The sequence below is a fragment of the Exiguobacterium sp. OS-77 genome (assembly GCF_000414195.2).
Lineage (GTDB): Bacteria > Bacillota > Bacilli > Exiguobacteriales > Exiguobacteriaceae > Exiguobacterium_A > Exiguobacterium_A indicum.
In genome coordinates, this window is record NZ_DF239008.1 from 2,244,011 (window position 1) to 2,257,985 (window position 13,975).

The window sequence follows — 13,975 nt, forward strand, 5'->3', positions numbered from 1 at the left end:
TCGTCGGAGAGATCCTCTTTTTTATGAAACAGCTTATGCGTGTACTTCTTGTTTTGGTTCGTAGCGTAAGACCGGTTTTCGAGCAGCAAGTGTCTCGTCCATCCGTTTGACGACCGTCGTGTGTGGTGCGTTCAAGACGACATCCGGTGTCTCTTCGACCTCTTTTGCAATCTGGAGCATCGCATCACAAAAGGCATCGAGTGTTTCTTTCGACTCTGTTTCCGTCGGTTCGATCATGATACACTCCTCGACGTTCAACGGGAAGTAGATCGTTGGTGGATGGTATCCAAAGTCAAGCAGACGTTTAGCGATATCAAGCGTCCGGACACCTAATGCTTTTTGACGTTTACCCGACAAGACGAATTCGTGCTTGCAATAGACGTCGTATGGCGCGTCATACGCACCTTTGAGACGAGCCAACATATAGTTCGCATTCAAGACCGCTTCTTTCGAGACGCGAGCGAGACCTGCCCCACCCATCGTCCGAATATAGCTATAGGCACGAACGTTGATGCCGAAGTTACCGTAGAATGGTTTGACACGACCGATTGCTTCCGGGCGATCGTAGTCGAGGACATAACGATCTTCTTCTTTGCGGACGATTGGTTTCGGTAAATACGGAATCAAATCTTGTTTGACCCCTACTGGACCCGATCCTGGTCCGCCGCCACCGTGCGGTCCTGTGAACGTCTTATGCAAGTTCAAGTGGACGACATCAAAGCCCATGTCTCCTGGACGAGCGATGCCCATGATCGCATTCGAGTTCGCACCATCGTAGTACAGTTTTCCGCCTGCCTCATGCACCGCTTTTGCGATTTCGACGATATCCGACTCGAATAAACCGAGCGTGTTTGGATTCGTCAACATGAGTGCCGCTGTATCGTCACCGACTTTTTTCTTTAAGTCTGCTAAATCAACGAGACCACGTTCATTCGATAAGACCGTCACGGTATCAAATCCAGCGACTGATGCCGATGCGGGATTCGTTCCGTGTGCCGAGTCCGGTACGAGGACTTTCGTCCGTTTAAAGTCACCACGTGCATGATGGTAGGCCTTAATCAACATCAAGCCTGTCCATTCACCGTGTGCTCCCGCCGCCGGCTGGAGCGTCACTTCATCCATTCCTGTGATGACTGCGAGTTTTTCTTGCAGATCATACATTAAACCGAGTGCCCCTTGGACACTTTCGACTGGTTGAAGCGGGTGAATGTGTGCAAACCCAGGGAGGCGTGCCATATCTTCATTGATTTTCGGGTTGTATTTCATCGTACATGACCCGAGTGGATAGAATCCAGAATCCACACCATGGTTACGGTTCGAGAGTGCCGTGTAGTGACGGACGAGATCCAGTTCAGATACTTCCGGTAGCGCCACGTCTTCCTTCCGTAACATCGAGGTCGGTAACAATTCTTCTACTGCCACCTCATCGACAGTCGGTAACGGTAAGCTATAGGCGATACGACCCGGTTTAGAAATTTCAAAGATCAATGTTTGCTCATTCATGTGTGAGTCCCCCTAACGCTGTCACGAATTGATCCAACTCTTCATTCGTCCGTAATTCCGTTGCACAAACAAGCATTTCATTTTGACGTGCCGCGTCATACGATCCTAACGGCAAACCGCCGATGATCCCGTGATCGAGCAATTGTTGACTCGCACGTGTCGCGTCGATTGGTAGCGTAACGACGAATTCATTGAAGCTCGGTCCATCGTCAACGATCGTAAAGCCAGCCTGTTTCAGCTTTTGTTTTAAGGCATGTGCCGTTTGCAAGTTACGTGTCGCGAGTTCCCGGATACCCCGTTTTCCGAGTGCACTCATCGCAATCGAAGCAGCGAGTGCATTCAACGCTTGGTTCGAACAGATATTAGATGTCGCCTTGTCACGGCGAATGTGTTGTTCACGTGCTTGTAACGTCAGAACGAAACCGCGTTTCCCATTCTCATCGACGGTCTGTCCAACGAGACGTCCCGGAATCTTACGCATCAACGCTTTTGTCGTCGTGAAATAACCACATGTCGGTCCACCAAAGCTTTGTGGAATTCCGAACGGTTGGCAATCTCCGATCGTAATGTCAGCGCCAAGTTTACCTGGCGCTTCTAAGATACCGAGTGCCAGTGGATTCGCAGAGACGATGAAGAGCGCACCACGTGCATGTGTCGCATCGGCCAATGCTTGTAGTTCTTCGACACGACCGTAGAAGTTCGGATACTGCACGATGACACAGGCGACGTCTTCGATGGCATCGAGTTGATCGATCCGTGTGACACCTTGCTCAAGCGATAATGTCTCGACGTTTAGTCCAGGACCGTTCGCATACGTCCGAACGACATCGTGTGCTTCCGGGTGAACGCCGTCTGAAAGAACGATCGTCTTTTTCTTCGTATGGGCACACGCAAGCATGGCCGCTTCCGCTAACGCCGTGATCCCGTCATACATCGAAGAATTCGCGACATCCATCCCTGTCAATTCACAAATCATCGATTGGAATTCAAAAATCGCTTGTAGCTCACCTTGCGAAATCTCTGGCTGATACGGTGTATAGGCAGTGTAAAACTCTGAGCGCAGTAACATATGGTTGACGACAGCAGGTGCATAGTGATCATAGATGCCTGCGCCAAGGAACGATGGATATTGTTTCGTATTCATGTTTTGGTCGGCAAGCTTCGATAGCGTCCGAATCAAGTCCGTTTCCGGAAGTGGCACGCCGACTTCTTCCAATGTACCGTTATCACGGACGGATGCCGGGATATCAGCGAGTAAATCTTCGATCGATGCTGCACCGATCGTCTGTAACATCGCCTGCTCATCTTCTGCTGTCATTGGTAAATAACGAAAATCCATAGAAATATCCCCCTTATTTCGTGCGACGATAAAACGGTGTCGCTGTTCGTTTCGCTGCTAAACGTTTTCCGCGTACTTCCACTTCAAATTGCTCTTGTTCCGCTACTTCTGCAGGAACGAGTGCCCAAGCAATCGCTTTTCCGACTGTCGGCGGCAACGTACCTGTCGTCACCACACCAACGACTTCCCCGTCATGCCAAACCGGTGCATCTTGACGCGCAATCCCTTTATCGAGTAATTCAAGACCGATCAAGCGTCGCGGTGCTCCTTGTTCTTTCTGTTGCAACAAGACTTCCGAACCGACGAACGGTTTGACTTGTGGTTTGACCGCAAAGCCCATTCCCGCTTCGATGGGTGAAATCGTTGCTGATAATTCATGTCCATAAAGTGGCAGACATGCCTCAAAACGTAATGTGTCACGTGCCCCGAGACCGCATGGTACGACACCTTGCTCAAGTAGTGCTTGCCAGACAGCAGGTGCGTCACCAGCTGCCATGTAGAGTTCGAACCCATCTTCCCCTGTGTACCCACTGCGTGAGACGATCATTTCCACTCCTGCAACCGTCCCCTGTTGGAACTTGAAAAATCTGATCTCTGATAAGACAAGTGGTGTCATGCCGGAAAGGATGGCTTCCGCACGTGGTCCTTGGACAGCAATTTGACCATATTGTTCCGATTGATTCTCAAGCGTGACGTCCCCTGTTAGATAGTGACGTAAATGTTGTTCGTCTTTTTCAATGTTCGAAGCATTGACGACGAGAAGATAGTCCGTTTCTGCCAAACGATAGACGAGTAAATCATCCACTGTCCCACCGTCTTCTTGGCATAAGACGTTATATTGCGCTTGCCCCACCGCAATCTTTGAAATATCGTTCGATAATGTAGCTTGTAAAAACGTCAGAGCATCCGGTCCGCTGACGAACAGTTCTCCCATGTGCGAGACATCGAACATGCCGACGTTCTCCCTTACTGCAACGTGTTCTTCTTTAATCGAGGAAAACAAAACTGGCATTTCAAATCCCGCAAAATCCACCATCTTACCGGTTTGCGAAACCGTTTCGAATAACGGTGTTCTTTTCAATGTCGTTTGACTCATACAAATCCCCCTATTTACGAACGTTTTCACTCTCTCTTCTCTTTAATGTTCCATTTTCAAATCCATCTTACCAATTAAAATCATAATTATCTAGTATTATTCGGAAAAAGGAACATACGAAAAAGAGAGAAAGGACCCTGTCCCTTCTCTCCTATTGTTTCATATTCTTCCCATGAAAGCCATTTCAAAATTGTTTGATTCCGGCAGTTCGTTTGATTTCTTCCTGGAGTCGACGACCTTCCGTCACCAATTGGCTCGCTCCTTGCTTCACACGATTTCCTTCTTCAGTGATTCGATTGATATTCCCTTTGATTTGATCGATTCGCTGCGTCGTATGATCAATGTTCGTCTGCAAGGTTTGCTGACGAATCGTAAAGCGCTCCATCAGTTGTTTTAACTGCCGAATATCCTGAGACAGCTTCTTTTTGTAAAGACTGAATCCAAACAACACGAGTCCTATGATAGCCAATAAAATAATACCTAACGTAATCCAAATCATGACTTCTCCTCCAATACAGTTTCAATCGCACGCGTTAATTCTTCGATTGATGCCGTTCCTTCAAGTCGGACAGTAGCTACTCCAGCATATAAGGAATAGCGACGTTCAAACAATCGTCTCACTTGTTCCCGTTCTGTCACGAGTGGACGATTCGGATCAGCGGCGATCCGTTCCCAAATCAAATCAAAGGGTGTATCGATCCAGACGACTGTTCCGGACTCCTGCATGTACAGTCGGTTCTCTTCCCGTTCGATGATCCCGCCACCTGTGACGACCACTTCGGCTTTGCTACTCTTCAACAATTCGCTTTCATGTGTACGAAACCCTGCTTCGCCATGCTCAGCGAAAAAAGCGGTAATCGTTTGTCCATGTTCCTGTTCGAACCGTTCATCCAGTTCGTCGACCTCGTATTGTGAACCCAATCGATGTCCGACGGCTGTTTTACCAGTTCCCATAAACCCAATCAAATAAACCTTACTCATGTGTGACGACCGCCTCGATTCTTTGACCATTCTCTAATCTCGCTTCCATTTTAAAGCCTTTATCGGTCGCTGTACAGCTGACTTGTCCGATTGGGTAGCGGAGGGTCTCGTCCTTCGTACAATCTGCTTTCGCCGCTCGGATGAGAGACTCGAGTTGAAGGGCTTCTTGCTCTAACTGATGATGCCGCATCTCTTCGTCAATCTGCTGACAAGAAATCAAGAGCACGACTCCCATTCCTAGAAGTAACAGTAACGTTTGAATCAAGATGAATCCTTCCTGACGCATCGGAAGGAACGTCTGCTGTCGTTCAACTGAATCGAGAGAATCTCGGCATCGCCTGTCACGGTATATTGTTTGACGTCGCGGGCGTATGTCAGTTCACCTCCCTGTTCTTTCTTGAGACGTAGTTGATCTTGCACACGGACGAGACGCCACTTTTCAGCCGTCTCTCCCGGATTGACGTCCATTCCACGAATCTCGTCTCCGACGCGCTCACACATCGTACTGCGCCACATCAATCGTTCCACGGTATGAAAGAACAACTCTTCATTCATTCGGTTGACTTCCGGCGGACGAACGAGTGGGGTCAATGTCAAGATTGCCAGCAGAAGAAGTGGGCTCAGCCATAGGACGAATGACAGTTCGAGAAGGGTCATTCCGGATTCCGCTCGCAAGACACATCGTTTCATTGCACCACGCTCCTTGTTTCAGGACATAGGACGCTGTTCGGTTTTCAACTTGATCCGTCGCCATCTGCTCAAGCTGTTCCGTTTCTTGTTCCCATTTCATTTGTTTCGTCCGTAACTCGAGATAAGGATCGATCGCTAACGTCATGAAGATACCGATCGCAACGATCGAGAGCATCACTTCAAGCAAAGAGAAGCCCGCTTGGCGTTCGTTCTGCATACTTCTCACCTCACTTTACGGATTGCCATTTGATAGTTCCCAAGTAAGAATTTGATTTCATATTCGGCTGTTGCCGAACGGCAAGACCAGGTAGCTGCATAGATCGAGTGATAGCTTTTAAAATAGATGATGCGATTCGAGGGCGGAACGGTACACGTATGACCATTTTGGAATGTTCGTTGCCATAACAACCGGTCATCCGCAAGGACAAGGTATCCCGTACCGTCCCCTCGAAATCGAAACTGCATCAATGCTTGATCTTGCTTTGAGTACTGCATCAGTCGAAGTGTCTGAATATCTTGTTCCATCAGACGAACCTCTTGTTCAAGCGGAATCCAGTCCGGTCGTTTTTCAAACAGTGCCGGCAACAAAAAAACAAGTAAACAAGCAATGATTGTCAGCACCGCCGTCATCTCAAATAAGGTAAATCCTTGTTCACTTCGTAAGTTCGCCAGTCTTCGGATCATACGTATACGTCTCCTGATCACAGACGAGGGCATTCGGTTTATCAGCTGTTCCGCGATTGATTGTCTGGAGCGATTCCGGGTACTTTTTCTCTTTGGCATAGTAAAGGTTTACCTCTGACCGAATGACTCGAATGTTCGCCTCACAACTGACACCTTTCGCCTGGTCCTTTCCACTTGTCATCGTTGGAATCAAAACGAGCAGTAACAACGAAATGATCAATAAGACGGCTGCCATCTCAAGTAAGGTGAATCCATCCTGTCGCTTTAAGAATTGTTTCATCGTATCGTCTCCTCTATTTAGAATGGAAGCTGCTGTATCGCTAGCTGAATCGGATAATACAAGATGAGAAACAACGTTCCCGTCATGATCGTCAATCCGCCGTACAAAATCGGCTCGATCCATAACAACTTTTTCTCTAGTTCCTCTTCCATCGACTCATGCAAGAGTGTCGCTTGTTCAAGCAACAACGGACCAAGATCGCCACTTTCCCGCGCCAAATGGACGATTCCAATCGTCTCGGCTTCGATGATTTCATCTTCGCCAAGCGCTTCTGCAAGTGGTTCCCCTGCCTGTTGTTTAGCATGTAGACGAGCATAGAGGTGTCCTTTTTTATTCGCTTGTCCTTGCTCGAGATGACGAAAGGTCTCTTCAAGCGAGAAGCCAGCATCGATGAACGATCCTACTTCGATCGTGAATAAATAGCTGTAGTAGAGACGAATCAAACGCTGTAGCGGTTTCAGTCGTAAAATACGGTTTAACGGAAAAAAGCGAAAAAAGAGGTAACTGGAGGTTAACAAAATAACGGGAATACTTGCGAGCAGATATTTCGCAGAGGGGTGAAGAAGGAGATGAAGAAATGAGGGGAGAGTCTTCGGGTCCGACATCTCGAGGAGAGACGGAAATACGTAGAGGGCGTAAAAGAAGAACAGGAGGAATAGACTGGTCGCTAGAACAAGCGGATACCGGATCATCTTCCAAAACTTCGATCGCATTTCTGTTTCGAGGTCGAGCAGTTTCACGATTTGGCGAAGGACGAGCAACGGTCGTTCTGTCCTTTCTCCAACAAAAAGAAGTCGTTTTAAAGTATTCGTTAACGCAAGCGGTTCAAGCGATGCTGAAAAGGAGTCTCCTTTTTCAAGACAGCGTTCCATTTCTCCGATTACTTCGGAGAACGGCTGACGCTCGAATCGTTTTAAAATGAGTAACGTCTCTTTCGCGGAAATGCCTTTTGATAACAAGCGATGATATCGTTTTAAGAACCGACTTTGATCGCGGCTTGTAAGTTTCTGACGGTACAGCGGACATCCTCTCCTTTTCGCTCGAGATGAATGATGCGTTGACAGACAGCCAGTTCTGACTCTTCGATACCTAAACTGCGCAATCGCAATCGCGCCTCATCAATACTTCCAGCGTGTAACGTAAACAACACGACGTGACCACTAAGTGCGGCATTCATCGTCAAACGTGCTGCCTCTCTCGTCCGCACCTCACCAAAAGCAATCCAATCCGGATCCGCTCGCAATATTTCTTCAAAACATCGCGTAGCAGTGAACCCTGCTTTTTCATTTAGTTCCAGTTGCAAGACGTTTGGTACCGTACACTCCACCGGATCTTCAATCGAGATGATTCGTTTTTCTTCCATCGCACTCATCAAGGAATATAACATCGTCGTCTTTCCTGCGCCTGTCGATCCAGAAATGACGATACACCCGTGTCGTTGTTCAGCTAACCAAGCGAAGTCCAATTGATCGTGTAACGTTCGTAAAGCCGTTTCTTGAGAGACCGTCGAACGATAAAATCGCCACGACATTGCATCTCCTTGTCGACTCGGTAACAACGAGACCCGCATGCCCTTTTTCCCGTGCGGATATAAACCACTTTGCGGAATCCGCTCATTTTGTTCCTTTAAGTTCGCCTCATAGCGAACATGACTGACAAGCGTTCGATAACGCGTCAATTCCACCTCTTCTTGTTCACACAGACCGTCACCCGTTCGACAAATGATCCGGACGCAAGCTTCATTCGGTACGAAATGAACGTCTGTTGCACCAAGTGATTCGAATCGTTCCATGAGTTGTGTCGTCCATTCCTTCATTTCTCTTCACCTCCTTAAGCAGACAATACACAAAAAAAAGAAGCCGACCAAACCGGCTTCTTTACGATACGTGTGCGATTGTCCGATGTTTACGCTTCGCCAATGTCTCAAGACCTGGTTTATCGTATCCGATAACAAGTTGTTTTCCATCAGTGATGATTGGGCGGCGTAATAATTTCGGATTGTCACTCATGAGGCGTAATAACTCACTGAGTTTCATGTCTTCAATATCAATGCCGAGATCCTTGAAGGCTTGACTGCGTGTTGCGAGCAAACTTTCAATCCCATCCGTCGATAATTTCAACAGTTCCATGAGTTCATCAACTGTTGGAGCATTTCTGAACAGATGACGTTCCTCTACATCAACATGTTCCTCTTTTAACCATGATTTCGTTTTACGACATGATGTACAGCTTGGGTATGTGAAAAAGACTAACTCATTCGTCATTTTTGCTCCTCCTCTCAAAGTGTGGGGTTTCATTACAGTTACTATAGCACGTCAATTTGACTTTGTACACCTTTTGTACAACTATTGTACAACTTTTTTTGAAACTTCATCTTTTGTTCACAGTTATTCCTTAACAATCACTAGAACAGGATGGACGGATGATTGTTTGCTTGGTAAAATAAGTACGTATATTGACTATCTGTCGGATTTAGGGGGTTATAGGAATGGGGAGAATGTACCGCGTACTCGGTTTCTGGACTGGTATCATCGCAGTCATGGCATTTATCGGCGCATTGGGTGGCGATGCAAGCTCAAGTGAGCATACGGATTCATTTTTAGTCATGGGCTTCGTCTTCTTAGCACAAACTGTCTTTTTTGCAGCGCTCGGTTACTTGCGCTTAACTGAAAAAACGTATGTCTATATCTTTGGAGCTTACTTAACTGTATTTTTCATCGTCTTTACGTACTGGTCGAACTTCCAGATGTAATGAAAAAAACTCGTCATCCTTTTGGATGGCGAGTTTTTTTAGTCAGAGGAATGGATTCGATTTCATTTCTTGACGAATCGTCGTACTCGGACCATGCCCTGGATAAACCGTCGTATCTGCCGGTAGTTCCGCGATGAGTCGATCCAGTGAACGCATCAATACGTCTTGATCCCCACCGTGTAGATCCGTTCGTCCGACGCCTTGCTGGAACAGGAGATCTCCACCGAACGCGATCCGTTCTCCTTTAAAGTAGAACGTCACACTTCCTGGTGAGTGTCCTGGCGTCTCAAGTACATGCATCGAAAAGCTACCGATCGTCAATCGTCCTGGTTGCAACAAATGATCCGCTGGTTTCATCCGCATCGGTGGCATTCCGAATTTTGCTGAACCATTCCATTCTGGATTACCGAGCCATCCTGCTTCTTCCGGATGCACGTAGACAGGGGCTTCCGTGAAGCGTCGTAACATATCCACACCACCAATGTGGTCAAAATGCGCATGCGTCAACAAAATCGCTTTTAATGTTGCTCCCCGACTTTCAATCTCATCGAAAAACCGCATATCTTCTGTACCCGGATCAATGACGAGACATTCCTTATCTTTAAATAACAAATAACCATTCTCAGATGCCATACCGGAAGTGATCATTACGATTTCCATTCTATAAAACCCCTTTACAATAGACTCTTCTCCTACTATACACGAAATTGTCGAAAGTTCCTGCAACGCCCTCTCGACTTTATCCCGCCAGTCGGATAAACTAAAAAGTGAGATTTAAGTGAAATCTTCGTGAAATTCATAACGTGATTGTTTAAGGGGGAGTACGTCATGCATTTGGATCAACCAATCGGTTGGCTTTTCTTCTTCGTCGCACTCGTCGGCGTTTGGGCCGTCGTTCGTTCACTTAAGAAACGCCAAATGTTTCCACTCGTATTCGCAGGTCTGACTGTCGTCTTATTCGGCTGGTTCGGGATTGCGACATTGATTTACGGCGGTATTCCATCGTAATCAAGATACGCTAAAAAGAGGCTGACTCAAAAGTCAGTATCTACAAAGATAAGGGAGGCAGATTGATGATCTGCCTCCCTTATCTCGTAATAAAAAGAATGACGCGTCATTCTTTTTTTTGAGTCAGCCTCTTGAGACTAAAGACAAAGTGCAATTTTTCTCTAACGAGAAGGATTGCACTTTTTTGTTCGTTTCGAATCGTTTTCCTGAGACAAGCATCGCGCCGCTTCAATTCGCTGCAGGGTCGCTCTTGCTTGTTATTCCCTAGGAAGCGATGTCGAGTGAACAAAACGCTTCTCTGATCCTTCTTCCGAGTATCAAAAGAATGACGCGTTACACGCCACTCTTACAGGAAAAAGCGCAATTTTTCGCTGTCAGAGACAAACGGGCGTGTGTCTCGCCTAAGGAAAGGGCGTGAAAAGATGCGTCATTTTTTGATGTCAGCCCTTTTGTCTAAAATCTGAAGAGAGATGCCTCGCGCATCTCTCTTTTTATTTGCCTTTCTACAAAAAAACGAATCCACTCGAAAGTAGATTCGTTTTCCTCATCTTATTTTGAAGTTTGAAGGAAACGGAGCAAGTCACCATAGATGACTTTATCCGAAAGTCCTAACTCCTTCTCGGATTGTTTCGTAGATTGTTTACACATCTCTGATAACTCTCCATCTTTTACCTCTTCACCTGTCTGACGATCATAACATGTTTCCTGCGTATAAACCGTTTTGTCTGTTATGACGGAACCATCGCGGAACAGCGCATAATCCTTGTGCTGTTTCGAGAAGAGATCAGTACCGAACAGTACTTCATTCTTGAAGTCTTGTCCTAACAGATGTAGCAATGTCGGTTTAATATCGATTTGGCTCGCGACGTCTTCATGTTTAACACCTTTCGTTTGACCCGGTAAATGGATCACGAATGGTACACGTTGCAATTGCGCGACATCATACGGTGTCAACTCATCTTTGTTCATGAGCTCTGCCATCGCAGCATTGTGGTTCGTCGAGATACCATAGTGGTCGCCATAGACCATGAAGATCGTGTCATCCCACGTACCATCTTTTTTCAGACCCTCGATGAATTTACCGAGTGCCATATCTTGATACGCTAGTGCCTGAACATAATGGTTCAACGTCGTAGAACTTGTCTCAAGCGGTGGTACGAGTTCATCTTCTGGTTTTGGCATCTCAAATGGATAGTGGTTCGTCAATGTGATGAACTTCGAATAGAACGGACGTGGTAAATCTTTCAACATCGGCAATGACTGTTCAAAGAATTTATCGTCAAGCAAGCCCCACTCCGTCAAATCTGCTGGATCACCTAGGTCATAATCCGTCTCTGAGAAGAAACGATCGACGCCAAAGCTATTGTAGACGATGTCTCGGTTCCAGAACGATTTGTTGTTTGCATGGAAAACAGCTGAATAATAGCCGTCTTCTTTCAGCATTTCAGGAGTTGCCCGGAATTCATTTTCTCCGTTCGTAAAGAATGCTGCACCGCGTCCAAGTGGATAGATCGAGTTTTCGAGAATGAACTCAGCATCTGCCGTTTTCCCTTGTCCTGTGTTGTGATAGAAGTTATCCCATGAATGCGATTCCTTGATCAACTTATTCAGGTTCGGTGTAATCTCTTGTCCGTTTGGTGCTTTTAATCCAACTGCAAAGGATTGTGCCGACTCAAAGGAAACGACGATGACGTTCTTTCCTTTGTACTTTCCGAACATAGCTGGGTTCGGTTCAGCATGTTTTGAATCAATGAAACTTTGAACTTCCGACAGTTCAGAACTGTCCGCGAGTGCTTTTTGCGCAGATGTCTTAGACTGAATGAGAGCATCATACATATGGAAGTTAAATGTTCCGATGTTTTTAACGAGCAATTCTCGGTCGAAGGCACGTGTGAGCAATTCTGGACGTTCTGTCTCAGCGAGCGTCAAGTTTCCAAGGAAAACGACAACTGCTGCAACGAATGCGAGAATCGCGCGTCCACGTGACGCAACATTTTTTGACATGTCCATTTTCCGTAAGAAGAACGGTAAGATGATCAAGTCACCGACGATCAATAAATCGGACCAATTCAAAAGTGACCCGAGCGATGCAGAAACAGTTTCCGCATTCGATGTTTGGAACAATACCGGCAACGTCAGATAGTCATTAAAGAAGCGGAAGAAAATGATGTCCGCATATAAAATGAGTGTCGCGACGAACAGTGTGCCGTAGATGAACCATTTTTGAACATTTCCTCGGAAGAAGAAGCTGAACCCGAACATGAAGAGCGCTGAACTAATTGGGTTAATTAGTAGAATGAATGCTTGCGCAGAGTTTGTTACGGGAACGTTGAAGAAAAGTGTATACGCTAAATACGTTTTTAACCAAATCAATAAGGTCGCAATCCAAAAGAGCTTGTGCTCTTTATAGGTGCTGCGAACGCCTTGACCCATCTTTAGGCGCATTCGCGACCAGATGTTTGCGTCTTGCTGCATAAAAACCTGCCTCCTAATTTACATGTGCTTTCTGCTTTCAGTTCACACAACTTACATCATAATTTACATATACCCATATCACGTGAAAATTTTACGCTTAGTTTTACAAAAATGCAACTGGAATCCGGAAGATACTTAACAATCACATAATTACTGTACGTTTGTAAACAAAAAAAAGATTCGCCGAAGCGAACCTTCTACTGAAATTGAATATTATCATTTTTTGAGAAACATCTGCTTCGCAAGCCATGCACAGCCGATGACTCCGGCATCGTTTCCAAGTTCGGCAATCTTGAACGTCGTCGATCCGAAAACACGTGGTAAAGCGAAGCGTTCGAACTGTTTACGCAGTGGTGCAAGCAATGTCTCTCCTGCTTTTGACACACCACCACCGATGACGATGATTTCCGGGTTAATACTGTTCGCTAAGTTGGAGATGGCAAGACCGAGGTGGAACGTCACTTCTTCTACGACTTCCGTTGCGATCCGGTCTCCTTTCTCATACGCTTCGAATACGTCTTTCGCCGTCACTGCCTTGATGTCGTTGAGTAACGTTTCCTTCTCTTTACGCTTCTCAAGACCAAGACGGGCGATCCCTGTTGCTGACGCAATCGTCTCAAGACATCCTTTGCGACCACATCCACATAGAACGCCACCTTCAGGCAACATCGTGATATGACCGATTTCTCCAGCCATTCCGACTGTACCATGCACGATTTGTCCGTTCGTGATCAGACCACCACCGACGCCCGTACCGAGTGTGACAGCAAGGAGTTCTGTTGCCCCACTACCGGCACCTTTCCACATCTCACCGATTGCCGCTGCGTTCGCATCATTTTCAAGCACAGCCGGTAAACCCGTCAAACGTTCGAATTCACCGATCAGTTCAAAGTTATTCCAACCGATATTGACTGCTTTCTCAACGACACCTGTATTAAAATCAATGAATCCCGGCGCACCGATGCCCGCTCCGACGAAATCTTCTGGTCGTTTATTGCTCTCTTGACACTTCTCAAAGAAAGATTTTGCAATATCTCCAGGAATTTGTACGCCATCATTCAAAACGACCGTCTCGATTTCCCACTTTTCTACGATGATCCCTTGCAAATCCAAAATTGCCATCTTGACTGTCGTTCCGCCGATATCAATGCCGAGTAACCATTTCAT

At 46.4% G+C, this 13,975-nt stretch carries 18 protein-coding genes; 2 read left to right on the forward strand and 16 right to left on the reverse strand.

The features are described 5' to 3' along the window. Nucleotides 1-33: 33 nt before the first annotated feature. The 13 genes from gcvPB to EXG77_RS11645 all read right to left on the reverse strand — a co-directional run bounded on the left by gcvPB (nucleotide 34) and on the right by EXG77_RS11645 (nucleotide 8,837). Nucleotides 34-1,503, reverse strand: coding sequence for an aminomethyl-transferring glycine dehydrogenase subunit GcvPB (gene gcvPB / locus EXG77_RS11585; protein WP_035398309.1), 1,470 nt, complete (start codon nucleotides 1,501-1,503; stop codon nucleotides 34-36). Further along, the gene (gcvPA, locus tag EXG77_RS11590) at nucleotides 1,496-2,842 is read right to left on the reverse strand and encodes an aminomethyl-transferring glycine dehydrogenase subunit GcvPA (protein WP_023467567.1); all 1,347 of its coding nucleotides are present in this window, start codon (nucleotides 2,840-2,842) and stop codon (nucleotides 1,496-1,498) included. The genes gcvPB and gcvPA overlap by 8 nt, the downstream gene beginning before the upstream one ends. A 13-nt stretch (nucleotides 2,843-2,855) precedes the next feature. Continuing rightward, the gene (gene gcvT, locus EXG77_RS11595; RefSeq protein ID WP_035398312.1) at nucleotides 2,856-3,938 is read right to left on the reverse strand and encodes a glycine cleavage system aminomethyltransferase GcvT; all 1,083 of its coding nucleotides are present in this window, start codon (nucleotides 3,936-3,938) and stop codon (nucleotides 2,856-2,858) included. A 184-nt stretch (nucleotides 3,939-4,122) separates the two neighbouring features. After that, nucleotides 4,123-4,437: a hypothetical protein gene (locus EXG77_RS11600; protein ID WP_023467565.1), complete on the reverse strand. Its 315-nt coding sequence runs from the start codon at nucleotides 4,435-4,437 to the stop codon at nucleotides 4,123-4,125. Further along, the gene (locus EXG77_RS11605; protein ID WP_023467564.1) at nucleotides 4,434-4,919 is read right to left on the reverse strand and encodes a shikimate kinase; all 486 of its coding nucleotides are present in this window, start codon (nucleotides 4,917-4,919) and stop codon (nucleotides 4,434-4,436) included. Before EXG77_RS11605 ends, EXG77_RS11600 begins: the two co-directional genes overlap by 4 nt. After that, entirely contained in the window at nucleotides 4,912-5,184 is a 273-nt protein-coding gene (locus EXG77_RS11610) for a hypothetical protein (RefSeq protein ID WP_231925701.1), read from the reverse strand. Before EXG77_RS11610 ends, EXG77_RS11605 begins: the two co-directional genes overlap by 8 nt. Beyond that, nucleotides 5,181-5,576: a hypothetical protein gene (locus EXG77_RS11615; protein ID WP_238987950.1), complete on the reverse strand. Its 396-nt coding sequence runs from the start codon at nucleotides 5,574-5,576 to the stop codon at nucleotides 5,181-5,183. Before EXG77_RS11615 ends, EXG77_RS11610 begins: the two co-directional genes overlap by 4 nt. Next, a complete protein-coding gene (locus tag EXG77_RS11620) occupies nucleotides 5,467-5,826 on the reverse strand; it encodes a type II secretion system protein (RefSeq protein ID WP_050678401.1) in 360 nt (119 codons plus the stop codon). The genes EXG77_RS11615 and EXG77_RS11620 overlap by 110 nt, the downstream gene beginning before the upstream one ends. 5 nt (nucleotides 5,827-5,831) lie before the next feature. Then, complete coding sequence (locus tag EXG77_RS11625) at nucleotides 5,832-6,293, reverse strand: prepilin-type N-terminal cleavage/methylation domain-containing protein (RefSeq protein ID WP_035398319.1); 462 nt, start codon at nucleotides 6,291-6,293, stop codon at nucleotides 5,832-5,834. Beyond that, complete coding sequence (locus tag EXG77_RS11630) at nucleotides 6,262-6,573, reverse strand: competence type IV pilus major pilin ComGC (protein ID WP_023467559.1); 312 nt, start codon at nucleotides 6,571-6,573, stop codon at nucleotides 6,262-6,264. The genes EXG77_RS11625 and EXG77_RS11630 overlap by 32 nt, the downstream gene beginning before the upstream one ends. A gap of 17 nt (nucleotides 6,574-6,590) precedes the next feature. After that, complete coding sequence (locus EXG77_RS11635) at nucleotides 6,591-7,532, reverse strand: type II secretion system F family protein (RefSeq protein ID WP_052017186.1); 942 nt, start codon at nucleotides 7,530-7,532, stop codon at nucleotides 6,591-6,593. Between the two features lie 14 nt (nucleotides 7,533-7,546). Continuing rightward, nucleotides 7,547-8,389 (reverse strand): ATPase, T2SS/T4P/T4SS family, encoded by an 843-nt coding sequence (locus EXG77_RS11640; protein ID WP_035398321.1) that lies wholly within the window; start codon nucleotides 8,387-8,389, stop codon nucleotides 7,547-7,549. A gap of 61 nt (nucleotides 8,390-8,450) precedes the next feature. After that, the gene (locus EXG77_RS11645) at nucleotides 8,451-8,837 is read right to left on the reverse strand and encodes a Spx/MgsR family RNA polymerase-binding regulatory protein (RefSeq protein WP_023467556.1); all 387 of its coding nucleotides are present in this window, start codon (nucleotides 8,835-8,837) and stop codon (nucleotides 8,451-8,453) included. Between the two features lie 224 nt (nucleotides 8,838-9,061). On the opposite strand from EXG77_RS11645, the gene EXG77_RS11650 reads away from it, so the two are divergent. Continuing rightward, nucleotides 9,062-9,325, forward strand: coding sequence for a DUF2626 family protein (locus tag EXG77_RS11650; protein WP_023467555.1), 264 nt, complete (start codon nucleotides 9,062-9,064; stop codon nucleotides 9,323-9,325). 42 nt (nucleotides 9,326-9,367) lie between these two features. Here the strand turns inward: EXG77_RS11650 and EXG77_RS11655 are convergent, their stop codons facing one another. After that, complete coding sequence (locus tag EXG77_RS11655; protein WP_023467554.1) at nucleotides 9,368-9,985, reverse strand: MBL fold metallo-hydrolase; 618 nt, start codon at nucleotides 9,983-9,985, stop codon at nucleotides 9,368-9,370. Nucleotides 9,986-10,153: 168 nt separating this feature from the next. Here EXG77_RS11655 and EXG77_RS11660 point away from each other — a divergent pair, with 168 nt between their 5' ends. Next, the gene (locus EXG77_RS11660; RefSeq protein WP_023467553.1) at nucleotides 10,154-10,333 is read left to right on the forward strand and encodes a DUF2759 domain-containing protein; all 180 of its coding nucleotides are present in this window, start codon (nucleotides 10,154-10,156) and stop codon (nucleotides 10,331-10,333) included. A 549-nt stretch (nucleotides 10,334-10,882) separates the two neighbouring features. Here the strand turns inward: EXG77_RS11660 and EXG77_RS11665 are convergent. Then, complete coding sequence (locus EXG77_RS11665) at nucleotides 10,883-12,808, reverse strand: LTA synthase family protein (RefSeq protein ID WP_035398323.1); 1,926 nt, start codon at nucleotides 12,806-12,808, stop codon at nucleotides 10,883-10,885. A gap of 216 nt (nucleotides 12,809-13,024) precedes the next feature. Further along, nucleotides 13,025-13,975, reverse strand: coding sequence for an ROK family glucokinase (locus tag EXG77_RS11670; protein ID WP_035398324.1), 951 nt, complete (start codon nucleotides 13,973-13,975; stop codon nucleotides 13,025-13,027).

What these genes read in the sequence shown, in the direction of transcription:
- gcvT (WP_035398312.1), bottom strand. Translation starts at nt 3,938, where the DNA reads ATGAGTCAAACGACATTGAAAAGAACACCGTTATTCGAAACGGTTTCG.
- gcvPA (WP_023467567.1), bottom strand. Translation starts at nt 2,842, where the DNA reads ATGGATTTTCGTTATTTACCAATGACAGCAGAAGATGAGCAGGCGATG.
- EXG77_RS11640 (WP_035398321.1), bottom strand. Translation starts at nt 8,389, where the DNA reads ATGAAGGAATGGACGACACAACTCATGGAACGATTCGAATCACTTGGT.
- EXG77_RS11655 (WP_023467554.1), bottom strand. Translation starts at nt 9,985, where the DNA reads ATGGAAATCGTAATGATCACTTCCGGTATGGCATCTGAGAATGGTTAT.
- EXG77_RS11670 (WP_035398324.1), bottom strand. Translation starts at nt 13,975, where the DNA reads ATGAAATGGTTACTCGGCATTGATATCGGCGGAACGACAGTCAAGATG.
- EXG77_RS11645 (WP_023467556.1), bottom strand. Translation starts at nt 8,837, where the DNA reads ATGACGAATGAGTTAGTCTTTTTCACATACCCAAGCTGTACATCATGT.
- EXG77_RS11625 (WP_035398319.1), bottom strand. Translation starts at nt 6,293, where the DNA reads ATGATCCGAAGACTGGCGAACTTACGAAGTGAACAAGGATTTACCTTA.
- EXG77_RS11650 (WP_023467555.1), top strand. Translation starts at nt 9,062, where the DNA reads ATGGGGAGAATGTACCGCGTACTCGGTTTCTGGACTGGTATCATCGCA.
- EXG77_RS11620 (WP_050678401.1), bottom strand. Translation starts at nt 5,826, where the DNA reads ATGCAGAACGAACGCCAAGCGGGCTTCTCTTTGCTTGAAGTGATGCTC.
- EXG77_RS11600 (WP_023467565.1), bottom strand. Translation starts at nt 4,437, where the DNA reads ATGATTTGGATTACGTTAGGTATTATTTTATTGGCTATCATAGGACTC.
- EXG77_RS11630 (WP_023467559.1), bottom strand. Translation starts at nt 6,573, where the DNA reads ATGAAACAATTCTTAAAGCGACAGGATGGATTCACCTTACTTGAGATG.
- EXG77_RS11665 (WP_035398323.1), bottom strand. Translation starts at nt 12,808, where the DNA reads ATGCAGCAAGACGCAAACATCTGGTCGCGAATGCGCCTAAAGATGGGT.
- EXG77_RS11660 (WP_023467553.1), top strand. Translation starts at nt 10,154, where the DNA reads ATGCATTTGGATCAACCAATCGGTTGGCTTTTCTTCTTCGTCGCACTC.
- EXG77_RS11615 (WP_238987950.1), bottom strand. Translation starts at nt 5,576, where the DNA reads ATGACCCTTCTCGAACTGTCATTCGTCCTATGGCTGAGCCCACTTCTT.
- gcvPB (WP_035398309.1), bottom strand. Translation starts at nt 1,503, where the DNA reads ATGAATGAGCAAACATTGATCTTTGAAATTTCTAAACCGGGTCGTATC.
- EXG77_RS11605 (WP_023467564.1), bottom strand. Translation starts at nt 4,919, where the DNA reads ATGAGTAAGGTTTATTTGATTGGGTTTATGGGAACTGGTAAAACAGCC.